The organism is Phascolarctobacterium sp. (genome assembly GCF_045124115.1).
Lineage (GTDB): Bacteria > Bacillota > Negativicutes > Acidaminococcales > Acidaminococcaceae > Phascolarctobacterium_A.
Genome location: NZ_JBGVLF010000054.1, coordinates 1 through 26256, shown reverse-complemented (window position 1 = coordinate 26256; position 26256 = coordinate 1). Strand labels below are relative to the sequence as shown.

21 protein-coding genes, 1 tRNA gene, 1 pseudogene and 1 riboswitch are annotated in these 26256 nt (G+C 47.9%); of the genes and pseudogenes, 19 read left to right on the top strand and 4 right to left on the bottom strand.

Translation table 11 applies throughout. From position 1 onward, the window contains the following. From ACJMM4_RS08200 to ACJMM4_RS08150, 11 genes and pseudogenes are all read left to right on the top strand, one after another. Positions 1-383: pseudogene (locus ACJMM4_RS08200) on the top strand (guanylate kinase); the annotation flags it as partial. Positions 384-403: 20 nt separating this feature from the next. Beyond that, a complete protein-coding gene (gene rpoZ / locus ACJMM4_RS08195) occupies positions 404-592 on the top strand; it encodes a DNA-directed RNA polymerase subunit omega (protein WP_405380654.1) in 189 nt (62 codons plus the stop codon). Positions 593-609: 17 nt separating this feature from the next. Continuing rightward, positions 610-1818: a bifunctional phosphopantothenoylcysteine decarboxylase/phosphopantothenate--cysteine ligase CoaBC gene (coaBC, locus tag ACJMM4_RS08190; protein WP_405380597.1), complete on the top strand. Its 1209-nt coding sequence runs from the start codon at positions 610-612 to the stop codon at positions 1816-1818. Positions 1819-1957: 139 nt separating this feature from the next. Then, a riboswitch (SAM riboswitch) is annotated at positions 1958-2070 on the top strand. A gap of 108 nt (positions 2071-2178) precedes the next feature. After that, positions 2179-3357: a methionine adenosyltransferase gene (gene metK, locus ACJMM4_RS08185; protein ID WP_405380595.1), complete on the top strand. Its 1179-nt coding sequence runs from the start codon at positions 2179-2181 to the stop codon at positions 3355-3357. Between the two features lie 277 nt (positions 3358-3634). Further along, positions 3635-5611: a proton-conducting transporter membrane subunit gene (locus ACJMM4_RS08180; RefSeq protein WP_405380593.1), complete on the top strand. Its 1977-nt coding sequence runs from the start codon at positions 3635-3637 to the stop codon at positions 5609-5611. Continuing rightward, positions 5608-6501, top strand: coding sequence for a respiratory chain complex I subunit 1 family protein (locus tag ACJMM4_RS08175; RefSeq protein ID WP_405380591.1), 894 nt, complete (start codon positions 5608-5610; stop codon positions 6499-6501). The genes ACJMM4_RS08180 and ACJMM4_RS08175 overlap by 4 nt, the downstream gene beginning before the upstream one ends. Before the next feature lie 12 nt (positions 6502-6513). Further along, complete coding sequence (locus tag ACJMM4_RS08170) at positions 6514-7143, top strand: hydrogenase (protein ID WP_405380589.1); 630 nt, start codon at positions 6514-6516, stop codon at positions 7141-7143. A gap of 7 nt (positions 7144-7150) precedes the next feature. After that, positions 7151-8626: a proton-conducting transporter membrane subunit gene (locus ACJMM4_RS08165; RefSeq protein WP_405380587.1), complete on the top strand. Its 1476-nt coding sequence runs from the start codon at positions 7151-7153 to the stop codon at positions 8624-8626. 4 nt (positions 8627-8630) lie between these two features. Then, on the top strand, positions 8631-10133 hold the full coding sequence (locus tag ACJMM4_RS08160) for an NADH-quinone oxidoreductase subunit C (protein ID WP_405383949.1): 1503 nt from the start codon (positions 8631-8633) through the stop codon (positions 10131-10133). A gap of 12 nt (positions 10134-10145) precedes the next feature. Beyond that, a complete protein-coding gene (nuoB, locus tag ACJMM4_RS08155; RefSeq protein WP_405383947.1) occupies positions 10146-10868 on the top strand; it encodes an NADH-quinone oxidoreductase subunit NuoB in 723 nt (240 codons plus the stop codon). A gap of 111 nt (positions 10869-10979) precedes the next feature. Continuing rightward, entirely contained in the window at positions 10980-11465 is a 486-nt protein-coding gene (locus ACJMM4_RS08150) for an N-acetyltransferase (protein ID WP_405381403.1), read from the top strand. Between the two features lie 334 nt (positions 11466-11799). Here ACJMM4_RS08150 and ACJMM4_RS08145 read toward each other — a convergent pair whose 3' ends face one another. The 4 genes from ACJMM4_RS08145 to ACJMM4_RS08130 all read right to left on the bottom strand — a co-directional run bounded on the left by ACJMM4_RS08145 (position 11800) and on the right by ACJMM4_RS08130 (position 17571). Beyond that, the gene (locus tag ACJMM4_RS08145) at positions 11800-13527 is read right to left on the bottom strand and encodes a [FeFe] hydrogenase, group A (protein ID WP_405381401.1); all 1728 of its coding nucleotides are present in this window, start codon (positions 13525-13527) and stop codon (positions 11800-11802) included. Continuing rightward, the gene (locus ACJMM4_RS08140; RefSeq protein WP_405381399.1) at positions 13521-15371 is read right to left on the bottom strand and encodes an NAD(P)-binding protein; all 1851 of its coding nucleotides are present in this window, start codon (positions 15369-15371) and stop codon (positions 13521-13523) included. The genes ACJMM4_RS08145 and ACJMM4_RS08140 overlap by 7 nt, the downstream gene beginning before the upstream one ends. Positions 15372-15838: 467 nt before the next feature. Further along, positions 15839-16867 (bottom strand): DUF2939 domain-containing protein, encoded by a 1029-nt coding sequence (locus ACJMM4_RS08135; protein WP_405381397.1) that lies wholly within the window; start codon positions 16865-16867, stop codon positions 15839-15841. Positions 16868-17079: 212 nt separating this feature from the next. After that, positions 17080-17571: a hypothetical protein gene (locus ACJMM4_RS08130; RefSeq protein ID WP_405381395.1), complete on the bottom strand. Its 492-nt coding sequence runs from the start codon at positions 17569-17571 to the stop codon at positions 17080-17082. Between the two features lie 204 nt (positions 17572-17775). Between ACJMM4_RS08130 and dnaG the strand changes: the two genes are divergently transcribed. From dnaG to ACJMM4_RS08090, 8 genes are all read left to right on the top strand, one after another. Next, positions 17776-19554, top strand: coding sequence for a DNA primase (dnaG, locus tag ACJMM4_RS08125; RefSeq protein ID WP_405383945.1), 1779 nt, complete (start codon positions 17776-17778; stop codon positions 19552-19554). A 25-nt stretch (positions 19555-19579) separates the two neighbouring features. Then, positions 19580-21187: an RNA polymerase sigma factor RpoD gene (gene rpoD, locus ACJMM4_RS08120; protein WP_405383943.1), complete on the top strand. Its 1608-nt coding sequence runs from the start codon at positions 19580-19582 to the stop codon at positions 21185-21187. 55 nt (positions 21188-21242) lie between these two features. Then, positions 21243-21317 (top strand) — tRNA-Ile (locus ACJMM4_RS08115). 242 nt (positions 21318-21559) lie between these two features. Continuing rightward, the gene (typA, locus tag ACJMM4_RS08110) at positions 21560-23383 is read left to right on the top strand and encodes a translational GTPase TypA (RefSeq protein WP_405381531.1); all 1824 of its coding nucleotides are present in this window, start codon (positions 21560-21562) and stop codon (positions 23381-23383) included. Between the two features lie 197 nt (positions 23384-23580). Next, entirely contained in the window at positions 23581-23952 is a 372-nt protein-coding gene (sepF, locus tag ACJMM4_RS08105) for a cell division protein SepF (protein ID WP_405381533.1), read from the top strand. 155 nt (positions 23953-24107) lie between these two features. Beyond that, the gene (locus ACJMM4_RS08100; RefSeq protein WP_405381535.1) at positions 24108-24305 is read left to right on the top strand and encodes a hypothetical protein; all 198 of its coding nucleotides are present in this window, start codon (positions 24108-24110) and stop codon (positions 24303-24305) included. Between the two features lie 33 nt (positions 24306-24338). Beyond that, entirely contained in the window at positions 24339-24719 is a 381-nt protein-coding gene (locus tag ACJMM4_RS08095) for a TFIIB-type zinc finger domain-containing protein (protein ID WP_405381537.1), read from the top strand. Between the two features lie 269 nt (positions 24720-24988). Beyond that, the gene (locus ACJMM4_RS08090) at positions 24989-25945 is read left to right on the top strand and encodes a TIM barrel protein (protein ID WP_405381539.1); all 957 of its coding nucleotides are present in this window, start codon (positions 24989-24991) and stop codon (positions 25943-25945) included. The last annotated feature ends 311 nt before the right edge of the window (positions 25946-26256 follow it).

Below are 26256 nucleotides of genomic sequence, written 5' to 3'. Positions count from 1 at the left end.
GCAACTATTACGGAACTCCGCGCAAATACGTTATGGATTTGCTGGATAAAGGTCAGGACGTACTCTTGGAGATTGATATCCAAGGCGCCCTGCAGATTAAGAAACGTTTCCCGGAAGGCGTCTTCGTCTTCATCGTACCTCCTTCCTTGGAGGAACTTTCCGCCCGCATCTACAAACGCGGTACGGACAGCGTGGACGTTATCGAACGCCGTATGGCATCTGCAGCAGGGGAGCTTACCTACGCTGCGGAATATGATTACATCATTGTCAACGACATAGCGGAAAAAGCTGCCAACAAGGTGCTCACCATTATGGAGGCAGAACGCTACAGAGTTGCCAGAACCTATTTTATTGTTGATGAAATTTGCAAAGGAAAAGCATAAAGGAGTGATAGAGAATGTCTATGGTAGATCCTTCCATCGATTATTTGGCTGAAAAGGTGGACAGCAAGTACACTTTGGTTATTTTGGCTGCTAAAAGAGCACGCGAGCTGACTCAACCGGAAGTTAACGCACCGGAAAAAGAAGTTAGCAGCGCATTGAAAGAAATCGCTAACGACGTTATTACCTACGAGCGTACCAAAAACGTTTAATAGGGGAGGAAATGGCCTTGTTAAAGGGTAAGAAGATTGTCCTAGGAGTAACCGGCGGTATTGCCGTATATAAGGCTGTGGATCTTGTCAGCCGCCTGCGCAAGCAGGGCTGCGAGGTGCGCGTCGTAATGACGGAGCACGCCCAACAGTTTGTCACTCCTCTGACCTTTAAAGAAATCAGCGGCAACCAGGTGGCAGTGTCCATGTGGACTGCTAACCAAGAGTTTAATGTGGAGCATATTGCTTTGGCAAACTGGGCTGATGTTTTTGTTGTTGCTCCTGCTACCGCTAATATTATTGCCAAAATGGCCTATGGTCTGGCTGATGATTTGTTGAGCACCACGCTTTTGGCTGCCCAAGCACCCATCATCGTCTGCCCCGCTATGAATACGGGTATGTTTGAAAATCCTGCTACCCAGGAAAATATCGCTAAGCTGCAAAGCCGTGGCGTTACCGTGATGCCTCCGGCAGTGGGCGTGTTAGCTTGCGGCACCAGTGGTGCAGGGCGCCTGCCTGAACCGCCGCAGATTGTGGAGTTCATCAGCGACTTCTTTGCGAAACGCGAAGGGGATATGCGCGGCCTGAAGGTACTGGTTACTGCTGCAGGCACCCGTGAGCCCATTGATCCCGTACGCTTTGTGGGCAACCGTTCCAGCGGCAAAATGGGCTATGCTGTAGCGCAGATGGCTGCAGAACGCGGTGCAGATGTACTGCTGGTCAGCGGTCCTTCCGCTTTGACTCCTCCTGCCAATGTGCGTACTATCAAGGTAGAAACTACCAACGAAATGTTGGAAGCCTGCCTGGCAGCATACCCGGAGATGGACATTGTAATCAAGGCTGCTGCTGTAGCCGACTATCGTCCTCGCGATGTGGCTGACCAAAAAATCAAGAAGAAGACCGACGATGCCTTGACCGTCGTTATGGATAAGAACCCCGATATCTTGAAGACTTTGGGCGCAGCGAAAACCCATCAGGTATTGGTTGGCTTTGCTGCTGAAACCCAAAACCTGATTGATAATGCCCGTGACAAGGTAGTCAAGAAAAATCTTGATATGATCGTGGCTAACGATGTTACTGCCGCCGGCGCAGGCTTTAATGCGGATACCAATATTGTCAAATTCCTCTTCGCCGATGGCGCAATCCAGTCCTTGGACTGCTTGCCTAAGACGGAGGTAGCACAGCGTATCCTGAACGAAGCATTGCGCATTAAAAGCGAGCGCAAGTAATTAGTAAGCTTTGGCATAGTAGCTGACTAGGCAATGTTAAAATTTTTTGTGACAAATTTTACAAAACACTTGCCATAGTTAGCAACATGCTATATAATATCTTAGACAACTGGTTAGGACGTATCTGCGTCCTAGATAACTCTCATCAAGAGCGGTGGAGGGACCGGCCCTGTGAAACCGCAGCAACCATTGCAGAGTGACGTCTGTGAAACGGTGCTAAGTCCTGCAGCACTTAAAGCTGTGAGATGAGGATGCTTTAAAGCGATTTATGGCGTTCTCACTGGAGAACGCCTTTTTTATTTCCTCAGCACGAAACCTATGATAAAGGGTTGCTAACCCGTCTTTAGAAAGGAGCATGAAATGAGAAAACTGTTTACCTCTGAATCCGTTACCGAAGGACATCCTGACAAAATTGCCGACCAAATTTCCGATGCGGTTTTGGACGCTATCTTGACCCAAGACCCCAAAGGCCGTGTAGCTTGCGAAACCATCGTTACCACCGGTCAAATCCATATTTTCGGTGAAATTTCTACTGAATGCTATGTTGATATTCCCCGCATTGCCCGCCAGACCGTTATTGATATCGGCTACGACCGTGCTAAATACGGCTTTGACGGCAACACCTGCGGCGTTCTGATTTCCATTGACGAACAATCCCCCGATATCGCTATGGGCGTTGATAAAGCATTGGAAGCTAAAGAAGGCCAAGCTGCGGAAGAAGAAACCGGTGCCGGCGACCAAGGCATGATGTTCGGCTACGCAACCAACGAAACCGACAGCTATATGCCCATGCCCGCATACCTGGCTAACAAATTGGCTCTGCGCCTGACCGAAGTTCGCAAAACCGGCGTACTGCCCTACCTGCGTCCCGATGGCAAGACACAAGTTACCGTTGAATACGACGACGGCAAACCTACCCGCGTAGATGCTATCGTTATTTCTTCCCAACATGCGCCGGAAATCACTCAAGCGCAAATTCGCGAAGATCTGCTGCGTGAAGTAGTGGCAGCTGTTGTTCCTGCAGAAATGCTGGACGAAAATACTAAATACTACATTAACCCCACCGGTCGTTTCGTAATCGGCGGTCCTCAAGGCGACGCAGGCCTGACCGGGCGTAAGATTATCGTTGATACCTATGGCGGTATGGCTCGTCATGGCGGCGGTGCTTTCTCCGGCAAGGACCCCTCCAAGGTTGACCGCAGTGCTGCCTACGCTGCCCGCTACGTTGCCAAAAACATCGTGGCTGCAGGCTTGGCAGATAAATGCGAAATCCAACTGGCTTACGCTATCGGCGTAGCGCATCCTGTTTCCGTACTGGTAGAAACCTTCGGCACCGGCAAAATCGATGACGAAAAGATTGCCGAGCTGGTAATGAAGAACTTCGCTTTGAGCCCCACCGGTATTATCCGCGAACTGGACTTGCTGCGTCCTATTTACAAAAAGACTGCTGCTTATGGCCATTTCGGTCGTACTGATGTGGACCTGCCTTGGGAACACACCGATAAAGCTGCTGCACTGCGCCAGCAAGCAGGTCTGTAAGCTGCGGACGAAAAAATTTATAAGCCTTTTAACCTCCCGAAGATTTTCTTTGGGAGGTCTTTGGTTTCTAACGGAGAAATATGTGTTGCCTACGTTAGTACAAATTAGTTAAATAGTTACTGTAAGAAGGATGTAAGCAAGGTTTTACATAAATTTTTTCTAAAACTACGTCCCCGTGTATTTCAACTGGCTCCTAAATATGGTATAATTATCAGATGTCAAATTTGTGAACTGGTGAATTTACTGTGACGAAAAATTTGAAAGTGTAGGTGAGGAGATGGATTTGTTTTTGATGGCCGTTGCCTGCTATGGCGTCGGCATTGTGACCCTGTTTTTCCCTCATAGCCTGCAGCGTGCAGCCCATTGGCTGGCCAACGGCGCCTCTTTGGCAGGCAGTGCCTTGGTGGCTTATGGTGCAGGTATGCAGTTGTGGGGTGGAGTGCAGGCAGAGCCCTTGGCATGGGGCTCCTATAGTTTGACCTGTGATGGTTGGAGCGCAATCTTTTTGCTCTTAACCGGTATCGCCGGTGTTATCACCAGCTTGTACGCTCTGGGTTACGCCCAAAGCTACGAGGGCAGCCGCTTACGCCTTTTGGGCGGCATGTGGAGCTTGTTTATCGCGTCCATGGTCTTGGTGCTGTTGGCAGGCGATGGCTTCAGCTTCCTGCTGTTCTGGGAAATAATGGCGGTAGCATCCTTTATGCTGGTTAACCATGAATCTGAAAAACGCAGCACTTGGACTGCTGCTTACCAATATTTAGTAATGACTTCCATCGGTACGGCTGCCATTATGATTGCTTTCCTGCTGACAGGTACTGCCAGCGCCAGCTTCAGCTTTGCCGATATGGCCAATAACAGGCTGACCGGTTGGTGGCAGCATGGCGTTTTTGCCGCTGCTTTCATTGGTTTCGCTTTGAAGGCAGGTCTCGTACCCCTGCATGTGTGGCTGCCTAAGGCCCATCCTGCGGCGCCCAGCCATGTATCCGCCCTCATGAGCGGCGTAATGCTGAAAATTGCTCTGTACGGTTTCGGGCGCTTTATGTTCAGCTTCCTGCCTGCCTGGAACTACTGGTGGTGCGTTATCGTTATGGTAGTGGGCGTAGTTTCCGCCTTTTTGGGCGTGCTCTATGCGCAGATGGAAACTGATATTAAACGTATTTTAGCTTATTCTTCCGTGGAAAATATGGGCGTTATCTTCGCTGCTTTCGGCTGCGGTATGCTGCTGAAGGTAGTGGGAACCAGCAATTGGTATATGCTGGGCTTTGTGGCTGCCCTTGTCCATGCTTTCAACCACAGCATTATGAAAGTGCTGATGTTTATGAGCGCGGGCAGCATTATGCACGGCACAGGCAGCAAAAACTTGGAACTTTTCGGTGGCTTGGCACGCAAAATGCCGTACACTGCACTGTTCACCTTTGTAGGCTCCATGGCTTTGGCTGCGATTCCCATGACCAATGGTTTCACCGGTGAATGGCTGGTGCTGCAAAGCTTTATCTCTTTGGCTTCCTCTAGCTCCGCCCAAGATATCCGCCTGTGGACTGCACTGTGCTTCATCCTGCTGGGCTTCACCGGTGCTTTGGCTTTGGGCTGCTTCGTGCGTTTCTTCGGCATTGCCTTCTTGGGACGCGAGCGCAGCGAGCTGGTAGAGCATGCCCATGAATCCGATGGCTTTATGCTTAGCGCAATGGGTATCGCCAGCGTTCTTGTTATTGTTTGCGGTATCTATCCCATTAAAGTGATTGAAACTGTGTGCATCGCTTTGGAACTTCCTCTTGAGTTTGCCGTGCAAGGCATGGGCTTTGCTTGGGCAGGCAGTGGTGCCTTGGCAGTGTTCAACCCTGTACTGCTCTTGATTTTGTTAGCTGTTTTGGGTGCTGTTATTTACTTGGCAACCTCCGGCGTTTTTGTTGAGGAAAGTGTTACTTGGAACTGCGGTACCTATCCTACGGAGCGCCAACAGTATTCTGCTACCGGTTTCAGTAAGCCTGTACGCCGTGCTTTCGACTATATGTTGAAGCCTAAGCGTGAAGTAACTTATGTCCGCAAGGATCATTCCTATTTCGGCCGTCAGCTGTCCTACAAGCTGGAAATCCCCGATATGATTACGGAAAAGCTTTATCTGCCTTTCCAAAAACATTTCGTAGGTGTTTCCGCTTTCCTGCGCCGTCTGCAGCAGGGCAGTGTGCGCCTGTACGTATCCTACGTTATGGCTGCCATGGTTTTAGTTTTAGTATGGGGGGCACTGTATAAATGATGGATTTGACTTATCAATTACAAAATTTGGCCCTCTGCTTGGCGCAAGCGCTGCTGCTCTTATTAGTAGCGCCCATGATTACAGGCATTGTGAAAAAGGTGAAGGCTGCCCTGCAGAACCGTGTGGGCTCCAGCATCTTCCAAGAATATTACGACATCAAAAAATGGTGGGCTAAGCCTACTATGGTTACTCCTTACACTAGTATGATCTTCCGCTTGGCGCCTTGTGTGTACTTTGTCACCACTTTGGCTGCAGCCTGCATGCTGCCTAACTTCTTTGGCGGCCGTGCCGGGTTTGGCGATGTTTTCGTTTTTGTTTATATTATGGCTTTAGGCCGTTTCTTCATGGCCGTTTCCTCCATGGATGCAGCCACTGCTTTCGGCGGTATGGGCGGCAGCCGTGAAGTGTACGTGGCAGCCTTTGTAGAGCCTGTTATTATGCTCTCCATTCTGTCCAACGTGCTCCACACCGGCAGCACTTCTATTTCCGGCATGGCGCTGCGTTTTGACGAAGTAAACCTGACGGTAGCAGGCGTACTGACCTGTATTGCCTTCTTCTTGGTAATGCTGGCGGAAAACAGCCGTATCCCCGTGGATAACCCGGACACCCACTTGGAGCTGACCATGATCCACGAATGTATGACTTTGGAATACTCTGGTCGTCTTTTGGCGCTCATTCATTGGGCAAGCCAACTGAAGCTGCTGATTTTCCTCATGCTGTTCTCCATGCTGTATCTGCCCTTGAATCTGCCCGTAGTGCTGAAGGTGCTTTTAAGCGCTGTGGCAGTGGGCGTTGTGGAAACACTGAATAACAAAATGCGTCTGTTTAAAGTCCGCGTTTACTTGGCTGCGGCAGCGTTGATGCTGCTGTTGGCAGTAGTAGCGCAGTAAAGGAGGTTGACGATGGAATATTTAGTAGTTAATTTAATGTTTATCGTCTTCCTGCAGACGAGATTTATGGAGCTGCGTCGTGCTACCCTGTGCCTTAGCGTGCAGTCCGCACTGATTGCTGCAGCCTGCTTGGTCATCGGTCTCAGCCATGGCGGCGGCCTTCACGGCTGGCTGCCCGGTCTTTTGACCATTGCCGTTAAAGTTATCTTCATTCCCTACGCTATCCTGTGGGTAGTAAAGGGCCTGCGTGATGAAAAGGAAATCGTCAGCGATATTAATGTAAACTATTCCACTGCCGTTGCTGCCTGCAGTTTGGCATTGGGCTATATGGTTATCGATGGTCTGCTGCCCCAAGCGGAAGGCCGCGATATCTTGGCGACTTCCATGTTCATGATTATGACCGGTCTGACTCTGATCGTTATGCGTAGTCGTGCTATTATGCAGATGATCGGTCTGATTACCATGGAAAACGGCATCTACCTTTTGGGCTTGATTATGACAGAAGGTTTGCCGCTGATTATCGAGCTGGGTATTTTCTTGGACGTGCTCATCGCTGTAGTAATTCTTGTTATTTTAACTTCTCGTTTGCGTCTGTCCTTCCGCACGACGGACACCAACGTCTTGGATAAACTGAAAGGTTAGGTGGAAGATGCTGGAATATATTTTAGTCCTGTTATGTCTGCCGCCTTTGTGCGCTGTTTTGGCCTTAACCGGACGTTTCTCCAATAATATTTTACATTGGCTGCACCGCCTGACTGCCACCGGCGTAGGCATCAGCGTAGCCCTTTTGGCAGCCAACTTCGATCCTGCCCAACCTTATGTAGATGAATACTTCTACATTGACGCGTTGAGCTGCTGGGTATTGATTATTATTGCTACTTTGTACGTAGCAGCTAGCTGGACTGCCCGTTCCTACCTGACTAGGGAAGAACGCTGCGGTGTCCTTAAAGGCGAACAACTGCAGACAGGCCGTTATTTTGCTTTGATGCAGTTCTTCTGCTGGACTATGTTCATCGTCCTCTTGGTGAAGAACATCGGCTTAATGTGGGTTGCTATCGAGGCTACCACCTTGATTTCCGCCTTGCTGATTTCCTTTAAATTCACCCGTGCTGCTTTGGAAGCAACTTGGAAATACATTATGGTCTGCACCGTAGGCATCTGCTTGGCACTGCTGGGCACGTTGGTACTCTACTACGCGCAGTTGGAGGCTCTGGGTTCTCAAAACGCTCTCAGCTGGCTTTACTTGCACCAACACGCCAGTGCTTTGAACCCCTCTTTGACCAAACTGGCGCTGCTCTTTATCGTCATCGGTTACGGTACAAAAGCAGGCATGGCGCCCATGCATACTTGGCTGCCCGATGCCTATGCAGAAGCACCATCCTTAACTAGCGGTATGCTTTCCGGCGCCCTGTGCAGCTGTGCTATCTACGTATTGCTGCGTAACTTGGTAATCCTGCTGCCTACTGCAGGCAGTGCTATGATGAGCAGCATGCTGCTGTTCTTCGCGGTACTCACCGTTGCTGTTGCAGTTCCCTTCGTTGTCGTACAACGTGACGTAAAGCGTATTTTGGCGTACTCCTCCATGGAAAACATCGGCATTATGGTAGCGGCAATCGGTGCTTTCTCCGCACTGTCCATTAAAGGCTTGATGCTCCACATGTACAGTCACGCCATGATTAAATTCGTCCTGTTCTATATTGCGGGCACCATTATCCAAGAGTACCAAACCCGTAACATGATGCGTATCCACGGTATGATTAAGGACGTTCCCCATACAGCAACTTTCTGGCTCACCGGTATGCTGGGCATTTTGGGCCTGCCTCCCATGGGCTTGTTCTTCAGCAAGTTCTATATTATGACCGCCCTTTTTGACGAAGGTCATTGGGTAGCAGGCAGTCTGCTCATTGTACTGCTGGCAGGCGTGCTTATCGGCATCCTCTACCACGGTATGCGTATGCTGTGCGATAAGGCGAAACGTGAGCCTTTAGGCGATCTTTTAGGTGCTATCGACGTACCTGTACTGGCGCTTTTGTTAATGCTGACCTGTGTTGTAGGCGCAGGCTTTGAAAATATTCCTTGGATCAATAATATGTTGAACCAAGCTGTGAAAATTATAGGAGGCTGATGCTATGCTGGTGAAACCTGAAAATTTGCGGGGCGCTGCCAATATCTGCAGTGACGGTGGCAAGCATCCGCTGGCAGCCATGTTTGGTGCAGACGAAACCCAAAGGGGTGGGGGACTGGCCATCTACTGCCTGTTCTATAATGCAGAAAAACGTACTCTTGATACTTTAAAGGCGGAATTTCCTGCGGATGGTCCTTTGAACTATCCCTGCCTGACTACCTTGCTGCCTGCTGCTGCTTGGTACGAAAGGGAACTGCACGATATGTTCGGCTTTGTGCCGGAAGGTCATCCCGACCTGCGTCCCTTGGTACTTCACGAAAGCTTCCCGGAAGGCTTCCACCCCCTGCGTAAACAGGTGCCTGTGGACTGCGACTGCCACGGCCACCGCGACTACGAAATGATGACTTCCGAAGGCGAAGGCCTTTTTGAAGTGCCTGTAGGTCCTATTCACGCAGGCATTATCGAACCCGGCCATTTCCGTTTCAGCCAAGCAGGCGAAGCGATGCTGCAGTTGGATGCCAAGTTGTTTTTTACCCACCGCGGGATTGAAAAAGCTTTGGAAGGCAAAACTCCCGAGGAAGCAATGCCTATTATTGAACGCATTTGCGGTGCATGCAGTGTAGCCAACACTTTGAGCTTCTGCCAAGCGGTAGAAAAGCTGTCCGAGGCGCAGGTGCCTTATCGTGCATGGCTTATCCGTACTTTGGCTTTGGAAATGGAACGCCTGTATAACCATGTAGGCGACACCGGTAACATTTGTGCCGGCGTTGGTTTTTCCCCGGTTATCAGCATGGGCGCCCGCTTGAAGGAATGCTTGCAGCAGCTTAACGAACTGTTGGCAGGCAACCGCTTCCTGCGCGGTTTGATCGTTCCCGGCGGCGTAACTATGGACGCTGACGATAAGATTTTAGAAGAAATTGAAGAAGTCCTCCGCGAAGTGGAAAAAACTTATGCGGACATGGTGCACATTATGTGGGAGCAGGCTAACTTTGTCAACCGTATCCGCACTACGGGTATCGTGCGCGAAGAAACTGCTTTCGATTTGGCTATGGTAGGCGTTGGCGCCCGTGCCAGCGGCATGGAGCGCGACAGCCGTAAGGATATGGGTTTCGGTATTTATGACGAGCTGGATTTTGATGTAGTTGTAGAGCACACAGGCGACGTAGAAGCACGTATTAAAGTACGTGTAGGTGAAGTTGGCCAAAGCTTGAAGATCGTCCGTCAAATCATCAGCAAACTGCGCCGAAATGCGGAAGTCGTCCTGAAAGTGGACTTGGGCGAACTGCGAACTTTGGAAGGCAGCTGGGGCATCAGCGAATCTCCCCGCGGTGACAATCTCCACTGGTTGATGCTGGATGCAGAAGGCCGCATTGACCGCAGCTTCATCCGCAGTGCCTCCTATCCCAACTGGCCTGCGCTGACTGTGGCTGTCCAGGGCGATATTATCCCGGACTTCCCTTTAATTAATAAAAGCTTTGAATTGTGCTATGCCTGCATAGACCGTTAAGGAGGTGGCAACATGTTAAAAATGCTGGAAGCAATTTTCGCTGGCAAAATCGCTACAGAAAATATTCATACAACCGGACATAAACGCATGCGCGGCCAACTTTACTGCGACGGTAATTGCGGCGGCTGCGGTGCTTGCGCAGCTGTTTGTCCTACTCAGGCATTGCGCTTGGAAAACGGTAGACCTGTAATTGACTATAAAAAATGCTTGTTCTGCGGCAAATGCGTAGAAGCGTGCGCGCAAAAATCCTTGCAGCATACCAATAAGGAAGCGTTGGCAGAGATTTTGGTGGAAAGCCAGGTCCAAGTAAAAGATGCTGTAACGGCAACTTTGGGACGCAGTCTGCACGTGCGCCATTTGGACGCAGGCAGCTGCAATGCTTGTGACTTCGAAATGGGCGCCACCAGCAATCCTATTTATGACCTGCATCGTTTCGGCATCGCTTTCGTTGCCTCTCCCCGCCATGCAGATATGCTGATGGTTACAGGCGTAGTTACCCGCAATCTGGAGCAGGCACTGCGCATGACCTATGAGGCTATGCCTGAACCGCGCTTGGTAATGGCTTGCGGTACTTGTGCCAGCGGTGGCAATCCCTATGGCTCTACTTACGCTATTGTGGGCAAAGCTGCAGACGTGGTACCTGTGGATATTGCCGTACCCGGTTGCCCGCCCCGTCCTTCTTCCATGATTATTGCCCTGTGTGCGGCAGCGGATATGCTGAAGGAGCGGATGTAGTATAAAGGCAAGTTTTTCTTGCTCTAGAGCGCTTTTAATGGTAAGATAAGCTGTAAGATTTGCAATTTTTCTGCAGTGAATCTGTAATATATATACAAGGAGTCCTGTCCTATGATTACCTATCGTCCTGCTAAGTTCAGCGATGTGGAAGCAATCCACAAGCTGCTCAATTATTACGCCAAGGAAGGTTTGATGCTTCCCCGCGCCCGCAATGCTATTTATGAAAACCTGCGCGATTATATTATCGCAGTTCAGGGCGGTCATTTAGTTGGCTGCGGTGCGCTGCACTTTGTGTGGGACCGTCTGGCGGAGATCCGCAGTTTGGCAGTGGAGCCTACGCTGAAATGCTCCGGCATTGGCAGGGAGCTGGTAAAGCGTTTGGAGCAGGAAGGCGTGGAGCGTGGCGTGACCATGTTCTTTACCCTTACCTACCAACCGGGGTTCTTTGCTAAATGCGATTATATAGAAACTGCGAAGGATAAGCTGCCCCAGAAGGTATGGAAGGAGTGCGTATACTGCCCCCAATATCCGTACTGCAACGAAATTGCCTTTGTCAAAACTACTGTGGACTACGAGCCCAGCGACGTAAAATTTTAAAAATAAAACTACGCAGATCGACTCATGTCAGTCTGCGTAGTTTTTTTGTGGAGTAAGGAAATAACTTTACTATACTCATATGAAAAGAGGCTGGGACATATATAGCCATGTTACCATATTCCGACTCACGTGCGATTTCTTAACGCTCATTTCGTGCAGAATCACAACGAAGATTCGCGGCCGATCTTGTTCGCAAAACAATTTGCTGTTTGGTTCGCTTCACTTCGGTGATTCTAAGCACTTATGAGCTAAAATCGCAATGATTCGTCTGGAAATATGGTAACGATGACTGGTTTTGTCCCAGCCTCTTCTTGTATTCTGCTCAAAGCAGGTATTAAACTAAGTAGTTCTTTTCTTTTAAATGGTTGGAGTGGAGGAGATGTTCTGCACGCTCGCTCAAAGGCTTTTCTAAGAAGTTGTCATACAGCGCCTTCACATCAGGGTTGTTGTGGGATTGGCGCAGGGGACGTGCATCATCCAGTTTATACAGCTTGTCGCCCAGCATAGCAGCACGTTCTTCACCATCATGGATGGGTTGGCCGCCACCGCCGACGCAACCGCCGGGGCAAGCCATAACTTCTACAAAGTCGTAGTGAACTTTGCCTGCTTGCAGATCTTCCAGCAGTTTGCCTGCATTGCCCAAACCACTTACGGTGCAGGTGCGCAGGGTAGTGCCGCCGATGGTGAACTCACGCACTTTGCGTCCTGCCTCACCGCGTACATCTACGAAAGCATCGAAGGGTGCTTCTGCGCCTGTTACGGCATGGTAGGCAGTACGGAGCGCTGCTTCCATAACACCGCCGGTAGCGCCGAAGATAACGCCGGCACCGGTATTCAGGCTTAACGGATTGTCAAACTCTGCTTCTTCCAACAGGGCGGGATTGATATGTTCCGCACGGAGCAAACGTACCAGTTCGCGAGTAGTCAGAACGATGTCAATATCATGGGTACCGCTGCTGCGCATGGAAAGCAGTCCTGCTTCGCGTTTTTTAGATACGCAGGGCATAATGGAAATGGAGCAGATTTCTTTGGGCTTCAAGCCTTTGCTTTCGGCAAAGAAGGATTTGATGATGGCACCAAAGATTTGTTGGGGAGATTTGGTAGTGGAAAGGTTGCCTACGAATTTAGGATACTTTTTGGTCACGTAGCTTACCCAGCCCGGGCAGCAGGAAGTGAACATGGGCCATGCATGTTTATCAGGCTCCTTCAAGTGTTCCAAAAGTTCGCTGGCTTCTTCCATAATGGTTACGTCAGCAGCAAAGCTGGTGTCGAAAACGTAATCGAAGCCTACGCGTTTCAAGGCTGCTGCCAAGCGGCCTTCCGTAGCTTGTTCTTCCGTCAGACCGAAAGCTTCTGCCCAAGCGGTACGTACCGCAGGTGCCACTTGTACTACGGTAACTTTGCTGGTATCTGCCAAAGCTTCGTAGATCTTAGGCACATCGTCGCGTTCCTTCAAAGCGCCAACAGGGCAGTGGGTGATGCATTGGCCGCAGAGGCTGCAGTTGGAGTCTTCAATAGTAATATTGCCTGCTACGTCTACAGTAGTACGGGAACCTGTGTTCTGTACATCCCAAATATGCAGGTCTTGCACCTTATCGCAAACTTGTACGCAACGCATGCATTTGATGCACTTCTTAGAGTCGCGGATTAAGGGGAAGTCCTTGTTCCAAGGCACATCTACCACATCACGTTCAAAGGGGATATCGAAAATACCCAGATCGTTGGACAGTTTTTGCAGACTGCAGTTGCCGCTGCGGACGCAGGTAGCGCACAGGCAGTCATGTTGGGACAAAATCAGCTCTACGTTAGTACGGCGGACGCTGCGAGCCTTGGGGGAGTTGGTGAATACTACCAAGCCTTCTTGCACAGGAGTAGTGCAGGAGGTAACAACTCTGTTCTGTCCTTGGATTTCTACAACGCACACTTTGCAGGCGCTGATTTCGTTAATATCTTTCAAAAAGCACAGGCGGGGAATATCAATGCCGACGGTGGCAGCGGCCTGCATAATTGTAGTACCTTCGGGTACGGAAACCTTAATACCATCAATTGTTAAGTTTACCATTTTAAGGTCCTGCCTCCTTTCAAGGTGCTGAAGCCGAACTTGTCGCAACGCAGGCAGCGACCTGCTTCTTGGCAAGCTTCTTGTACAGTCATGCCGCATTCCATGGGCTCAAAGTTATTTTTACGCACGCCTGCTTCCTTATTAGTAAGCTGGATACGGCCGCAGGGGCGCTTGTCGTCAATATCGGGATCGGGGATTTCTACATCGCAGGTAATGATGTGCTCGTAGCCGAGGTATTCATCAATATTAGCTGCAGCAACTTTGCCTGCGGCAATAGCGCGGATTACGGTAGCAGGACCGGTTACGCAGTCACCGCCTGCGAAAACGCCTTCATTGTTGGCCAGTTCGCTGCTTGCCAAAGCGGAGATAGTACCGCGTTTAATCTTGATGCCTGCTTCCTCAAAGGGACGCAGCATAATGCCTTGACCGATAGCTACAACGATAATATCGCAGGGAATGCGCTCCAAATCCACATCTGCATGGATGGGGCGTGCACGTCCCCAAGCGTCGATGGGGCCGATGATTTGGGGTTCTACCCACAGGGCGGATACGTTACCGTTTTCGTCAGCTTCAATATGGTGGGGAGCTTTCAAACCGTACAGTTCTGCACCTTCTGCTACTGCACCTTCGATTTCTTCCGGCAGAGCAGTCATATCGTCTTGACGACGGCGGTAGGCGATGATTACTTTCTTCGCGCCCAAACGGACAGCACTGCGGGTGCAGTCCATGGCTACGTTGCCACCGCCGATAACAACAACGGTTTTGCCTGCAAAGTCAGGCATTTTTTCTTCGCCAATGGAGCGGAGCATTTCTACGGCGCTGATTACGCCTTGGGAATCTTCGCCTTCAATGCCGATTTTTTTATCGGTGTGTGCGCCGATGGCGATATAGACTGCATCAAATTCTTCACGCAGTTTTTCGAAGGGGATTTCGCCTTCGCCATTACCAACGCGGCTGTTCAAATGTACTTCCACACCGGTGGAAAGGATGGCGTCCAAATCTTCCTGCAGGCGTTCGCGGGGGAAACGGTAAGCAGGAATGCCATAGCGGAGCATACCGCCCAGTTTGCTCTTTTCTTCAAAGACTACGGCATGATGCCCCATCAGCTCCAAGTAATAAGCTGCGCTGAGACCACTGGGACCACCGCCGATAATAGCGATACGTTTATTGGTAGCAGGTTGTTTTTCAGGCACGGGAACAGTGTTGCTGGGAGCGTTATCCACTGCCATACGCTTCAAGCCGCGGATGTTGATAGCAGCATCAATCATATTACGACGGCAGCGTGCTTCGCAGGGGTGCTCGCAGATCAGGCCGCACGCGGTGGGGAAGGGGTTGTCCTTGCGGATAAGTTTGACAGCGTCAGCATAGCGGCCGGCGCCTACCAAAGCAATGTAACCGGGGATATCCACTTGCGCCGGGCACAGAGCCACGCAGGGGATGGATTGATGGACATGAATAGAGCATTTGCCCTTCTTAATGTGGTTGATGTAGTCCTCGCGGAAACCTTCCAAACCTGCCAGAACCATCTTAGCAGCTTCGAAACCGATAGCGCAGTCAGCACTGTTGGCTACGTTTTCGGCAGTGCTTTGGATAAGGTCCAGAGTCTGCATGGTAGCTTTGCCGTCCAGCACGTCCTCCATCAAGTTTTGGAGTTGTGCCAAGCCTACGCGGCAGGGCACGCATTTACCACAGGTTTGAGCGTGGCAGACTTTCAAAAAGGAAAGCTGCAAATCAACAGGGCACAGTCCCGGAGGGCTGGCGATGATGTGTCGCTCAAGGTCTTTATATAAGCGTTCGACCGTCAGTTGAGCTTGGTCAGGTGTTGCAATTTTTAAACGACTCATATCTATCCTCCTATTAAGCATACACTAAATAAAAAATTGGTATACATTTAATTATACCTAAAATAATAATTTTCTGCAACAATTGTAGTGAAGAATATGTGTATAGATAGTTACAAAAGTGTATTTTGGGTATAAAAAGAGACTGAGACATATATTGTCATGTTACCATATTCCGACTCACGTGCGATTTCTTAACGCTCATTTATAACCCCTCAGACACCCATACCATTAAAAGTGGTATGGGTGCCAGCTCCCCTAGCAGGGGAGCCGAGACACTTTAGGTGTTTTTCCGTTTGTCTACTAGATGTTTTAAGTATTCTTACGGAAAAATAGATTATAGTGCCTCGTTCCCCCTATCTAGGGGGATGTCATTGAAGCGTAGCGAGATGACAGGGTGTGGTGAACTAAAATCGCAATGATTCGTCTAGGAATATGGTAACAATGACTGTTTGTTCTCAGTCTCTTGTCTATTGCATAAAAGCGTTGGGGGAAAGCACGTTGCCGTCATCAAAAGCAATATACGTTACTTGGATACGGCATTTCACTTTGGAGATATCGAGCTCCATCAGTTTTTTGTCATCGGGGAGCATGCTGTTCAGCGGCTTGTCCGTGCACAGCTCGGCAACCTGCCCAGGACGGATTTCGCCACGGAAATGCTCAGGATAGGAATAAAGCTGCTTATCCTGTTCATCAAAAAGCATTACATCGTAATACATACGATTGATGGCTACGCCAGTGTTATTTTTAACACTGACAATGGCGGTAAGCTTGTTCTGTGGCTCAAGGTCGGCATCGTTATTCTTGAACATTGCCAAATGGGTTTCCATGGTCTGTACGGCTTTAGAAAGACGCTCCATAATGGGCTTGTTGGCAGCGGCTTGCTGTGCTTTGCGGGCAGCGGTGACTTCGATAATCAGCTTTTCCAAATTACTGATTTTCTTAATCTGCCAAGTGCCTTTGTCGTTGACTTCCATGCCAAGTTCGGCAACAAAATCTTTTTCTAAAGCTTTGTTGTGGAGGACGATGGTGGCAGTGGCTTTATCTTTATTCTGCTTATTCAGCTTTACATCCTTCAGCACTAGTTCTTTATAGGGAACGTGGCGCTCCATGTTGCGCATCATAGCGTCAGGAACCAGGTCTGCCTGTTTCTGTTCTGCACCGGGCTTAGTGGCGATTCTGTCCAAGGCATCTTCTTTCATTAAATCCACTACAGCGGGTTTGAGCATATGCAGAATGCCGATAGCGAAAGGATTATCCAGAAGATTATCGTTATTGATTTTGCTTTCCGCTTTGATGATGTCTTCGAAAGCATTGCTCATAACGGAGTCCACATCTACGTATTGTTCAAATTTTTCTCTGTCATGCTGTTGGAAGGCAGTTCGCGCCGCATTCAAAGCATAGGACGGAGTACGGACGAAATAAAGGAAGTAGAAGGCTGCACCGCATACCAGCAGGGCGACAGCCAGAATGATTAATAGTTTGCTTTTCTTTTGCATCTTTAAGTACCTTTCTCAAAGAGTTTATAAAGGTTAATTTTTACCATTATCTATATCCACTATATTGTACTCACATTATGGTCAGATTTCAATACCTGCTACTAAAATATTTTTAATGGCAAGCTTAAATATAAAAGCGATGGCTCTACATATTGTAGGCACCATCGCTTTACTTCTTAATTAAAATGTGCTGTTTTATCTTCTGCAGGAAGTTATTTGGCGGTTGATTCGATAATTTCCTTTGTCATAACATTGTAGGCAACAGCGCCTGCGTGGGGGGAACCATTAACAGTTACATTACCGCTAAATTCCGCCAGCTTGGTCTTCCAGCAGTAGCTGCCTTTATCGGCAGTGATTTTGGTATTACCATCTTGGAAGTTCAAATTGCCGGTAACGTAGGCGGTACGGTCGGAATGGTAGACATCAACCTTGTCGCATTTGAAATGCATATCGCCAAAGCTTAAAGTGATATTGCCCTGTCCATGAACTTCCATAGCGTACATATACACTTGGGTAGCATCGCCGGTAATGGTCAAAGTGGTGTCATGAGCAGGAAATTGGACAAAGACGTGGCCGCGTAAATCGTAAATGCCCTTCATAACGTTGAAGGTTTTGCTATCGCTGGTAATCACCGGTTCTACTGCGGAGCACATGGAGGGAATCATGGTTAACAGCAGGAGCATCGCTAAAATAAATTTTTTCATAATGCTTACCTCGATTATAGATACAGATAATAGAAAACGCTAAAATCAATGTATGATTTTTAGCGTAATAAATATTATAGTATTTTTTTATCCTGCCTGCAAGGGCTAAACGGCAAATTTTGAAGATTTTTTTCAAAAAAAAGAGGATTTTTCCATTATGCATTGAATATAAATTATGTGTAAATTAGCGGTGGAGGGAAGGACATGGACGGAGAGTTTGAAAACTTTAAAGAGCAAGTGCGTAGCACAGCTGATATAGTGGAAGTCATCTCCTCCTACGTGCCCTTGAAAAAACGCGGGCAGAACTTTTGGGGCTGCTGTCCTTTCCACGGCGAAAAGACCCCTTCCTTTTCTGTAAACCCGGGCAAGAATATGTTCTATTGCTTTGGCTGTCATGAAGGTGGGGATATCTTTAAATTCATTATGAAAATCGAAAACTGCGGTTTCATGGATGCCATGAAGCTGTTGGCCGGGCGCTACGGCATTGCCGTGCCGGAAAAACAGAAGACAGCAGCGGAAATCAAGCGGGAAAAGCAAAGGGAGCGGATTTACGATACCAATGCTACTGCCTGCAGGTTTTACCAAGCCTGTCTGCTGAATACGGATTACGGCAAGCCTGCTTTAAACTATTTGGCAGGACGCGGTATTGATCGGAAGATTATCGACAGCTTTGGCATTGGCTATGCTTTAGCCAGCTTTAGCGCTCTTTTGAGCAATCTGGGGCGCAGGGGCTATAGTCCCCAAGAGCTGGAGGCTGCAGGGTTGGCGGCACGTGGCAAAAGCCATATGTACGATAAATTCCGCAACAGGGTGATGATTCCCATCCGCGATCCTAAAGGACATATCGTGGGCTTTGGCGGCAGGGTGCTGGATGACAGCACACCCAAGTATTTGAACACTGCGGAAACAGAATGGTTCAATAAGCGGCGGATTCTTTTCGGTATGGACGTCGCTTACAAGCCGATTCGTGCAACTAAGCAGGCGGTAATCGTGGAAGGCTATATGGATGCCATCAGCCTGCATGCGGCTGGCATTGACAACGCCGTTGCTTCCATGGGTACGGCTTTCGCCCAAGAGCAGGCTAAGCTTTTAAAGCGCATTGCTGACGAAGTCATCTTCTGCTATGACAGCGACAGCGCCGGCAGGCGTGCCTCCGTCAGGGCGGTGAGCATCGCTAGGGAAGCAGGGCTGAAGGTACGCATTGCTACCGTACCCGATGGCAAGGACCCGGACGAATTTGTCCGTCGTCACGGCAAGGAAGCTTTCCTGCAGGTGTTGGCGCAAGCTAAGGAAGGTATCGATTTTCAAATAGATGAAACAATTTTGCAAGGTGATACCGGTAATTTGGCAGGAAAAGTCGACGCTGTGTCGAATATACTACCATTCCTGTTAGAATGTAAAAGCGAAATCGAGGCTGCGGAGCATATACGCAGGCTTGCTCAAAGGCTGACCATAGACGAGGGCCTCATTGTGGAGGAATACCGTAAGGCAGCAAAAAAAGGTGGAGCAAGATTGGAGCCTGTGCGTGGACCGGAGCTGAGGATGCAGGAGACCGACGCCTGTCGTCAGGCAGGGGAGCTGCTTTTGGCGGCGTTGTTGGTCGAGCCGGAGCGGGCAGACCGTTGTACGGAGGTTGTGGAAACCACGGGCTGCGGCAGTGCAGAACTGCAGCAGATTTTTACGGAGCTGTGTCGTTTGGAGGCTGCAGGAACTTTTACTGTTGATAAATTAAATGATGCTTTGACCGGTGAAGCCCAATCTGCATTGGCGCGGATTAGGATAAAGCAGCTTCCCGCAGCCAGCGGTGAGCGGATGGTGGATGACTGCCTGCGGCAGTTGCGCCGCAGCCACTTGGAACGGGAATATGAAAGGCATAGGTTGTTGGCTGATGAATATGAACGGTCGGCTGACGAACGGTTTATGCAAGAATTGATGGAGACTCAAAGGATAAAGAATGAAATCAAAAAACTCTATGGAAACTAAAAATAAGATGGAAGGAGGGAACACCATGGAAGGCAACAACAAGTTCACCCAGGAACAGATTGACGAGCTGCTGCAAAAAGGCAAGACTCGCAATGGTGTTCTCACTTATAGTGATATGATGGCGGTTGTCAATACCTTGGATACGCCCAGCCCTGAAGAAGTTGAGCGTTTGATGGATATTATTCATCAAAAAGGTTTGGAAATCGTTGATGACAACACTGTAGGCGATGATGCGTTACCTATGTTGGATAATGACGAGAATTCTGACAACGATGAAATCAGTGAAGCCGAGTTGGCCAACCTGACCGTTCCCGAAGGCATCAGCATCGATGACCCGGTACGTATGTATTTGAAGGAAATCGGTCGTGTGCCTCTGTTGGTAGGCGAAGACGAAATCAAATTGGCTAAACGTATGGATAAGGGCCGTCAGGCAGAACGCTTGCTCCGCGGCAAGATGATTACCTTGGACGCTCCTGTATTCAACGACACTGAAAATACCTCCGAACTGGTGGATAAAATCAATCAATACATGGAAGAAGAATGGCATATGACCAAGATGCGTTCCGTATTCCGTGTGCTGGATATGATCAAAAAGCGTCAGCTGGAAGGCAATCCCTACCAAGTTAGCGATTACGAGGATTTGATTTTTGAATTTACCCGTGATGAACGCCTGCATCTGCAACGCCTCATGGTGGAGCAGAAATGCGTAATCCCCGAATGCGATAAATTAGTAGTGGAACGTCCTACCAGTGACAAGGATATCCATAATCTGTATCAGCTGCGCGCTCTTCTTGATGAAATTAAGAGCCGTCTGTCCGATGGTCGTGAGAAGGATAGCGCTATTGCTGAAAAATATATCGACTTGGACGAAGCTTATGACAAGTTGCTGAAGGCTGTACGCCAACAAGGCGATGATGCAAAAAAATGCTTGTCCGAAGCCAACCTGCGCCTTGTAGTCAGCATTGCCAAACGTTATGTAGGCCGCGGTATGTTGTTCTTGGATTTGATTCAGGAAGGCAACCTGGGCTTGATTAAAGCGGTTGATAAATTTGACTATAACAAGGGCTTTAAGTTCTCTACCTACGCTACCTGGTGGATTCGTCAGGCTATCACCCGTGCTATTGCGGACCAAGCCCGCACTATCCGTATCCCTGTACACATGGTAGAAACTATTAACAAGTTGATCCGCGTTTCCCGTCAATTGCTGCAGGAATTAGGTCGTGAGCCCCTGCCTGAAGAAATCGCTAAGGAAATGGATACCAGCGTTGACCGTGTCCGCGAGATTATGAAGATTGCTCAAGAGCCTGTTTCTTTGGAAACTCCTATTGGTGAGGAAGAAGATTCCCATCTGGGCGACTTTATCGAGGACCACGATGCTCCTGCTCCGGCAGACGCTGCTTCCTTTACCTTGCTGCGTGAGCAACTGGAGGAAGTTCTGGAGACTTTGACCGTACGTGAAAAACGCGTGCTAGAGCTGCGCTTTGGCTTGGAGGACGGCCGCAGCCGTACTCTGGAGGAAGTAGGCCAGCACTTTGGCGTTACCCGCGAACGTATCCGTCAGATCGAGGCTAAGGCACTGCGCAAACTGCGTCACCCCAGCCGTAGCAAGAAGTTGAAAGACTTTTTGGAGTAAGCCTTGACATAGGCTAAGTCATATTATACAATATTTATGTTTGGTACTTTGCAATGGGCCTATAGCTCAGTGGTAGAGCCGTCGGCTCATAACCGATTGGTCGTAGGTTCGAACCCTACTGGGCCCACCACCAAATAGCAATACAGCGCAGGTCGCACGGCCTGCGTTTTTTGTATGCCCAAAGAGGGGGAAACCTGTCATTTGCAGGCTTTTGTAAGGTTTTTTACACAAATTTTATTGACAGGTACTAAGAAAAAGCATATAATATTTTAGTAATATGTTAGGAAGGATGCACTTGACAAGCATCCTTTTTCTTGTCTTTAAGTGATTTATAATTGATTGTAACGAATGAAGTGAGGAGAGAATAGTACCATGATTAGAAACGATATCCGTAATATCGCAATTATTGCCCACGTTGACCATGGCAAAACTACTTTGGTTGACGCGATGCTGAAACAAAGCGGCGTATTCCGTGCTAACGAACACGTAGAAGAACGCGTAATGGACTCCAACGATTTGGAGCGTGAACGTGGTATCACTATTCTGTCTAAAAATACCGCAGTTATGCATGCTGGCGTAAAAATTAACATTCTGGATACTCCGGGCCATGCTGACTTTGGCGGCGAGGTAGAACGTGTATTGACCATGGTTGACGGCGTATTGCTTTTGGTTGACGCTTATGAAGGTCCCATGCCTCAAACCAAATACGTTCTGCGTAAAGCATTGGAACAACATTTGAAACCTATCGTAGTTATCAATAAAATTGACCGTCCTGACCAACGTGTAGATGAAGTAATCGACGAAGTTCTTGATCTGTTCATCGAGCTGGATGCTGATGAAGATCAATTGGAATTCCCTGTAGTTCTGGCTTCCGCTCGTAACGGTATTGCTAAGCTGACCATGGACGAAGAAAGCGACAACTTGGAGCCCCTGTTCAAAGTTATTCTGGAAAACATTCCTGCTCCCGATGTTGATCCCGAAGCTCCTCTGCAAATGCTGGTTAACACCCTGGACTATGATGACTATGTAGGCCGTATCGTTGTAGGCCGTGTAGTTCGCGGTACCATCCATAATGGCGAAAATATTGTCCTGATGGACGAAAAAGGCAACCGTAACGGCAAAATCGGCCGTCTGTACACCTACCAAGGCTTGAAACGTGTAGAAGTTCCTGAAGTACAAGCAGGCGATATCGTTGCTTTGATTGGTTTGGCTGATGCTAACATCGGTGATACCATTGCTGATAAAGATAATCCGGAAGCACTGAAGGGCTTGAAGATTGACGAACCGACTCTGTCCATGATTTTCTATGTAAACAACAGCCCCTTCGCAGGCAAGGAAGGCGAGTTTGTAACCAGCCGCCATTTGCGCGACCGTCTTTTCAAAGAAGTTGAAACCAACGTTTCTATGCGTGTAGAAGAAACGGATTCCCCCGATGCTTATAAAGTATCCGGTCGTGGCGAACTGCATCTGTCCATTTTGATTGAAACCATGCGTCGCGAAGGTTTCGAACTGCAAGTTGGTAAACCTAAAGTTATTATGCATCGTGACGAAACCGGCACTTTGCAAGAACCTATGGAAGCACTGACCATTGACGTTCCTCAAGATTATATGGGCGCTGTAATGGAAGGCTTAGGTCTGCGTAAGGCTGAACTGCAAAACATGACCGAGATGGCAGGCTATCTGCGTATGGAATTCAAGATTCCTGCTCGCGGCCTGATCGGTTTCCGTAACCAATTCCTGACCGATACTAAAGGTAACGGTATCATGAACCATGTATTTGCAGGTTATGAAGATTATAAAGGCGATATCCCCGGCCGTACTCGTGGCAGCCTGGTTGCTTTCGAAACCGGCGAAACCACTTCCTATGGCATTGGCAACGCTCAAGAGCGTGGTACCATGTTCGTAGTTCCTGCTGAAAAGATTTATGAAGGTCAATTGGTTGGCGAAAACAGCCGTGAAGACGACATGGACGTTAACCCCTGCAAGAAGAAACATGTCAGCAACATGCGTGCTAGCGGCAGTGATGAAGCTATCCGCCTGATTCCGCCTCGCACCTTCTCCTTGGAGCAAGCTTTGGAACACATTAACGATGATGAATTGGTAGAAGTAACTCCTAAATCCATTCGTATGCGTAAAAAGATTCTGGATCGTCTGGAACGCGGCAAGATGCGTGGCCGTATGAAAAACGCACAATAATAACGGAGCCAACACTTGATTTCTTAGCGCCCTAGTCGGAGCTTTCCGATAGGGCGCTAACTTATTTTAAAAAGATTTAGCGTGTATTTTTTGCAAAAACATTTTGACATTTCCATGGTACTTTGTTAAAATGTAAGTTACAAGGAATATTGCGACAATTTATCGCTTAGATATGCGTCTGTAGGGAGGCTGTGACCATGGATTTAAAAAATACGGCATTGAAGTTTTTTACCTCTGCTGAGGAAGAAGAACATGTTGAGGAATACGCAGGTCCCCGTCTTGTAAAGACAGGTCATCTGAATATTATGGTGCGTACTCCGAAATGCTTTATTGATGTGCGCGAGTACGCTGATTCTTTGATGAGCGGTAGTGCGATTTTGGTGAGCTTTGAAGCGGTGGATGCGCCTTTGAGAAACCGTATTTTTGATTATCTGAATGGTGTTAGCTACATTGTAAATGCTTCTGTGTCCTTTATTAGCGACGATTTGTTGCTGTATGCTCCGGAGCAAGTTGAAGTAAACAAGGAAAGAGGCGCTAAACGCACCGGTGTGCGTTCTTGGCTGGGCTAAGAAAATAAAAATTTTAGGCTGTCTGTGGATACGCAGGCAGCCTTTTTGTATAATTAGGTCGTTTTTAGTACACATAGGCCTGTATAATAAAATTTAAGCAAAGGGTGCATATCACTTTTGCTGTTATACTAGGCAAGAAAGGAGTTAGGGGCGAAATGACGAATTTAACTGTAAGGCAAATTATTGTATCTGTGATTTTGATTGTGGTATTCTTAGCAAAGTACATGCTGCCCAAAATGGAGATTGCAGCAGCGACGAGATATGTTTTAGACAAGGGGATTATTGCTTTGTCCGTTGTAGCGTTAGTATTGGCGTGCTATAATCTTTATGAAACCTTGACCAGAAAGTGTTAATCTAGAAAAACTATTTTTTGCGGAGGCGGTAGTATGAAGGCCATTGTATGTGAATTGTGCGGTAGTAACGATATTATCAAGCAAGATGGGCTATTTGTCTGCCAGCATTGTGGTACGAAATATACTACCGAAGAAGCAAAAAAGCTCTTGGGCGTAGTAAAGATAGATAAAACAGAAGAAATAAATAAGCAGTCTGCTTTGCAAGACGAACAAGTTATTGAAACTCAAAAAAAGAAGCAAAAGATTGAACAAGCACGCAAAGATGATAATAACGACTTAATAGATTATGTGCTTTTTTGTGTGAAAATTGGTTTTGTAGGTGGACTGATACTGGCTTTACCTGGAGGAATACTCTTATTACTTGTTTTATACTTTTGGTACAAGCAGTCAAAGAGCAAGGGTAAGCAAAAGTAGTAGTACATTTAAAAGACTATATTTAACTGCCTATAGGACTGTGTACATTGTGTGCATGGTCCTATTTTTTGGTGTGCTGAGGATATTTTGTAACAATTGTTGCGCACAAATAAGTTGCTCGCATCTTTCTACCTTGCCAAAAAACGTTGGTGATGATATAATGAATATTAGATTAAATATTGCTGACAAAAACGCTATTGATATATATTATCAATAGCAATGAAAATTTTATTATCTTTGATTATATATGATACGGAGCGTGTGAAGTTATGACAAAGCATTTGATTAGTTACTGCGCTATCGACTGGTATGAGGATGAGCTGCGGAAAAATGGCTTGCAATTGGAAAAAATAATTAAAGATATGGGTGTGGATGGTATTGAACAGTTTATTTATACCTTGGACCCTAAACCCAATGCTTATAAAGATTTGACGGTTGGCGTGCATCTGCACTATTGGCCCTACTGGATGGATTTTTGGCTGAAGAAGGCTAAACGTTTGAAAATGCAGTTCCGCAATATCCGCGAGCGCAATAAATACTTTAAGGATGCTATGAGCTGCGATGAATGGCTCAGCGTTATCCGCCGCAATATTGGTGCTGCTGTGGCGCAGGAGCCGGAGTATCTTGTTTGGCATGTGTCCGAAGCTAATAGCGAAGAAATCTTCACCTATGAGTTTAACTATAGCGATAGGGAAGTTTTGACTGCGTCTGCAGACGTTTTCAACGCTGTAGCGGACGAAATCCCTGCCCACATCCCGGTGTTGTTTGAAAACCTGTGGTGGCCAGGCCTGCGCTTGACAGATGTGCGCAACGTACGTTACTTCTTCGAGCGTATTCAACGTAAAAATGTGGGTATTATGCTTGATACCGGTCATCTGATGAACACCAATCTGCGCCTGAAGACTGAGGCAGAGGGTGCGGACTATGTGTGCAAGGTTTATGAAAAGTTGAACGAGTGCAAGGATTTGGTACGTGGCGTGCATTTGAGCTGCTCCTTGTCCGGTGCATACCAACGCAATTTCAACCATCAAATTCCGTCCAAGCTTACTCCTGAGCTGGTATGGGAGCATGTTACTTCCATTGACCAACACAAGCCTTTCCAAACAAAGGCTGCTAAACAGATTCTTGATACTATCCAACCTGAATACGTAGTCCACGAAGTTGGCTGCGAAAGCATGTTGGATTTATGTGCACAGCTGCCCATTCAATTAGAAGCGTGCAAATAATTTCATAGCGAAAAAAGTAATCCCCTTCAACACTGCGTAATTTGCGGTGGAGAAGGGGATTACTTTTTTTCTTCGCTAATGTTTTGTTATGCATAGTATTTGGCGTTGAATTTTGAAAATCTTGCCTACATTGTGTCTGTCCTAAAAATAGTAAGAATTTTTTGCATAATTTGACGTGGACCCTATAGTTTGGACACCCCCCTTATATTTAGACTGCTAGTTGCAGATATCTACTATATTCGAAGGGGGTCTTCTGCTTGAGATTTTCTTGGTAACGCTCATATCTGTAGAAATGGATGTAAGAATCTACG

What these genes read in the sequence shown, in the direction of transcription:
- ACJMM4_RS08165 (WP_405380587.1), top strand. Translation starts at nt 7,151, where the DNA reads ATGCTGGAATATATTTTAGTCCTGTTATGTCTGCCGCCTTTGTGCGCT.
- ACJMM4_RS08130 (WP_405381395.1), bottom strand. Translation starts at nt 17,571, where the DNA reads ATGAAAAAATTTATTTTAGCGATGCTCCTGCTGTTAACCATGATTCCC.
- ACJMM4_RS08095 (WP_405381537.1), top strand. Translation starts at nt 24,339, where the DNA reads ATGAAGGCCATTGTATGTGAATTGTGCGGTAGTAACGATATTATCAAG.
- ACJMM4_RS08100 (WP_405381535.1), top strand. Translation starts at nt 24,108, where the DNA reads ATGACGAATTTAACTGTAAGGCAAATTATTGTATCTGTGATTTTGATT.
- rpoZ (WP_405380654.1), top strand. Translation starts at nt 404, where the DNA reads ATGGTAGATCCTTCCATCGATTATTTGGCTGAAAAGGTGGACAGCAAG.
- sepF (WP_405381533.1), top strand. Translation starts at nt 23,581, where the DNA reads ATGGATTTAAAAAATACGGCATTGAAGTTTTTTACCTCTGCTGAGGAA.
- ACJMM4_RS08175 (WP_405380591.1), top strand. Translation starts at nt 5,608, where the DNA reads ATGATGGATTTGACTTATCAATTACAAAATTTGGCCCTCTGCTTGGCG.
- typA (WP_405381531.1), top strand. Translation starts at nt 21,560, where the DNA reads ATGATTAGAAACGATATCCGTAATATCGCAATTATTGCCCACGTTGAC.
- nuoB (WP_405383947.1), top strand. Translation starts at nt 10,146, where the DNA reads ATGTTAAAAATGCTGGAAGCAATTTTCGCTGGCAAAATCGCTACAGAA.
- ACJMM4_RS08160 (WP_405383949.1), top strand. Translation starts at nt 8,631, where the DNA reads ATGCTGGTGAAACCTGAAAATTTGCGGGGCGCTGCCAATATCTGCAGT.
- ACJMM4_RS08090 (WP_405381539.1), top strand. Translation starts at nt 24,989, where the DNA reads ATGACAAAGCATTTGATTAGTTACTGCGCTATCGACTGGTATGAGGAT.
- metK (WP_405380595.1), top strand. Translation starts at nt 2,179, where the DNA reads ATGAGAAAACTGTTTACCTCTGAATCCGTTACCGAAGGACATCCTGAC.
- ACJMM4_RS08135 (WP_405381397.1), bottom strand. Translation starts at nt 16,867, where the DNA reads ATGCAAAAGAAAAGCAAACTATTAATCATTCTGGCTGTCGCCCTGCTG.
- ACJMM4_RS08145 (WP_405381401.1), bottom strand. Translation starts at nt 13,527, where the DNA reads ATGGTAAACTTAACAATTGATGGTATTAAGGTTTCCGTACCCGAAGGT.
- ACJMM4_RS08150 (WP_405381403.1), top strand. Translation starts at nt 10,980, where the DNA reads ATGATTACCTATCGTCCTGCTAAGTTCAGCGATGTGGAAGCAATCCAC.
- dnaG (WP_405383945.1), top strand. Translation starts at nt 17,776, where the DNA reads ATGGACGGAGAGTTTGAAAACTTTAAAGAGCAAGTGCGTAGCACAGCT.
- ACJMM4_RS08140 (WP_405381399.1), bottom strand. Translation starts at nt 15,371, where the DNA reads ATGAGTCGTTTAAAAATTGCAACACCTGACCAAGCTCAACTGACGGTC.
- ACJMM4_RS08170 (WP_405380589.1), top strand. Translation starts at nt 6,514, where the DNA reads ATGGAATATTTAGTAGTTAATTTAATGTTTATCGTCTTCCTGCAGACG.
- rpoD (WP_405383943.1), top strand. Translation starts at nt 19,580, where the DNA reads ATGGAAGGCAACAACAAGTTCACCCAGGAACAGATTGACGAGCTGCTG.
- ACJMM4_RS08180 (WP_405380593.1), top strand. Translation starts at nt 3,635, where the DNA reads ATGGATTTGTTTTTGATGGCCGTTGCCTGCTATGGCGTCGGCATTGTG.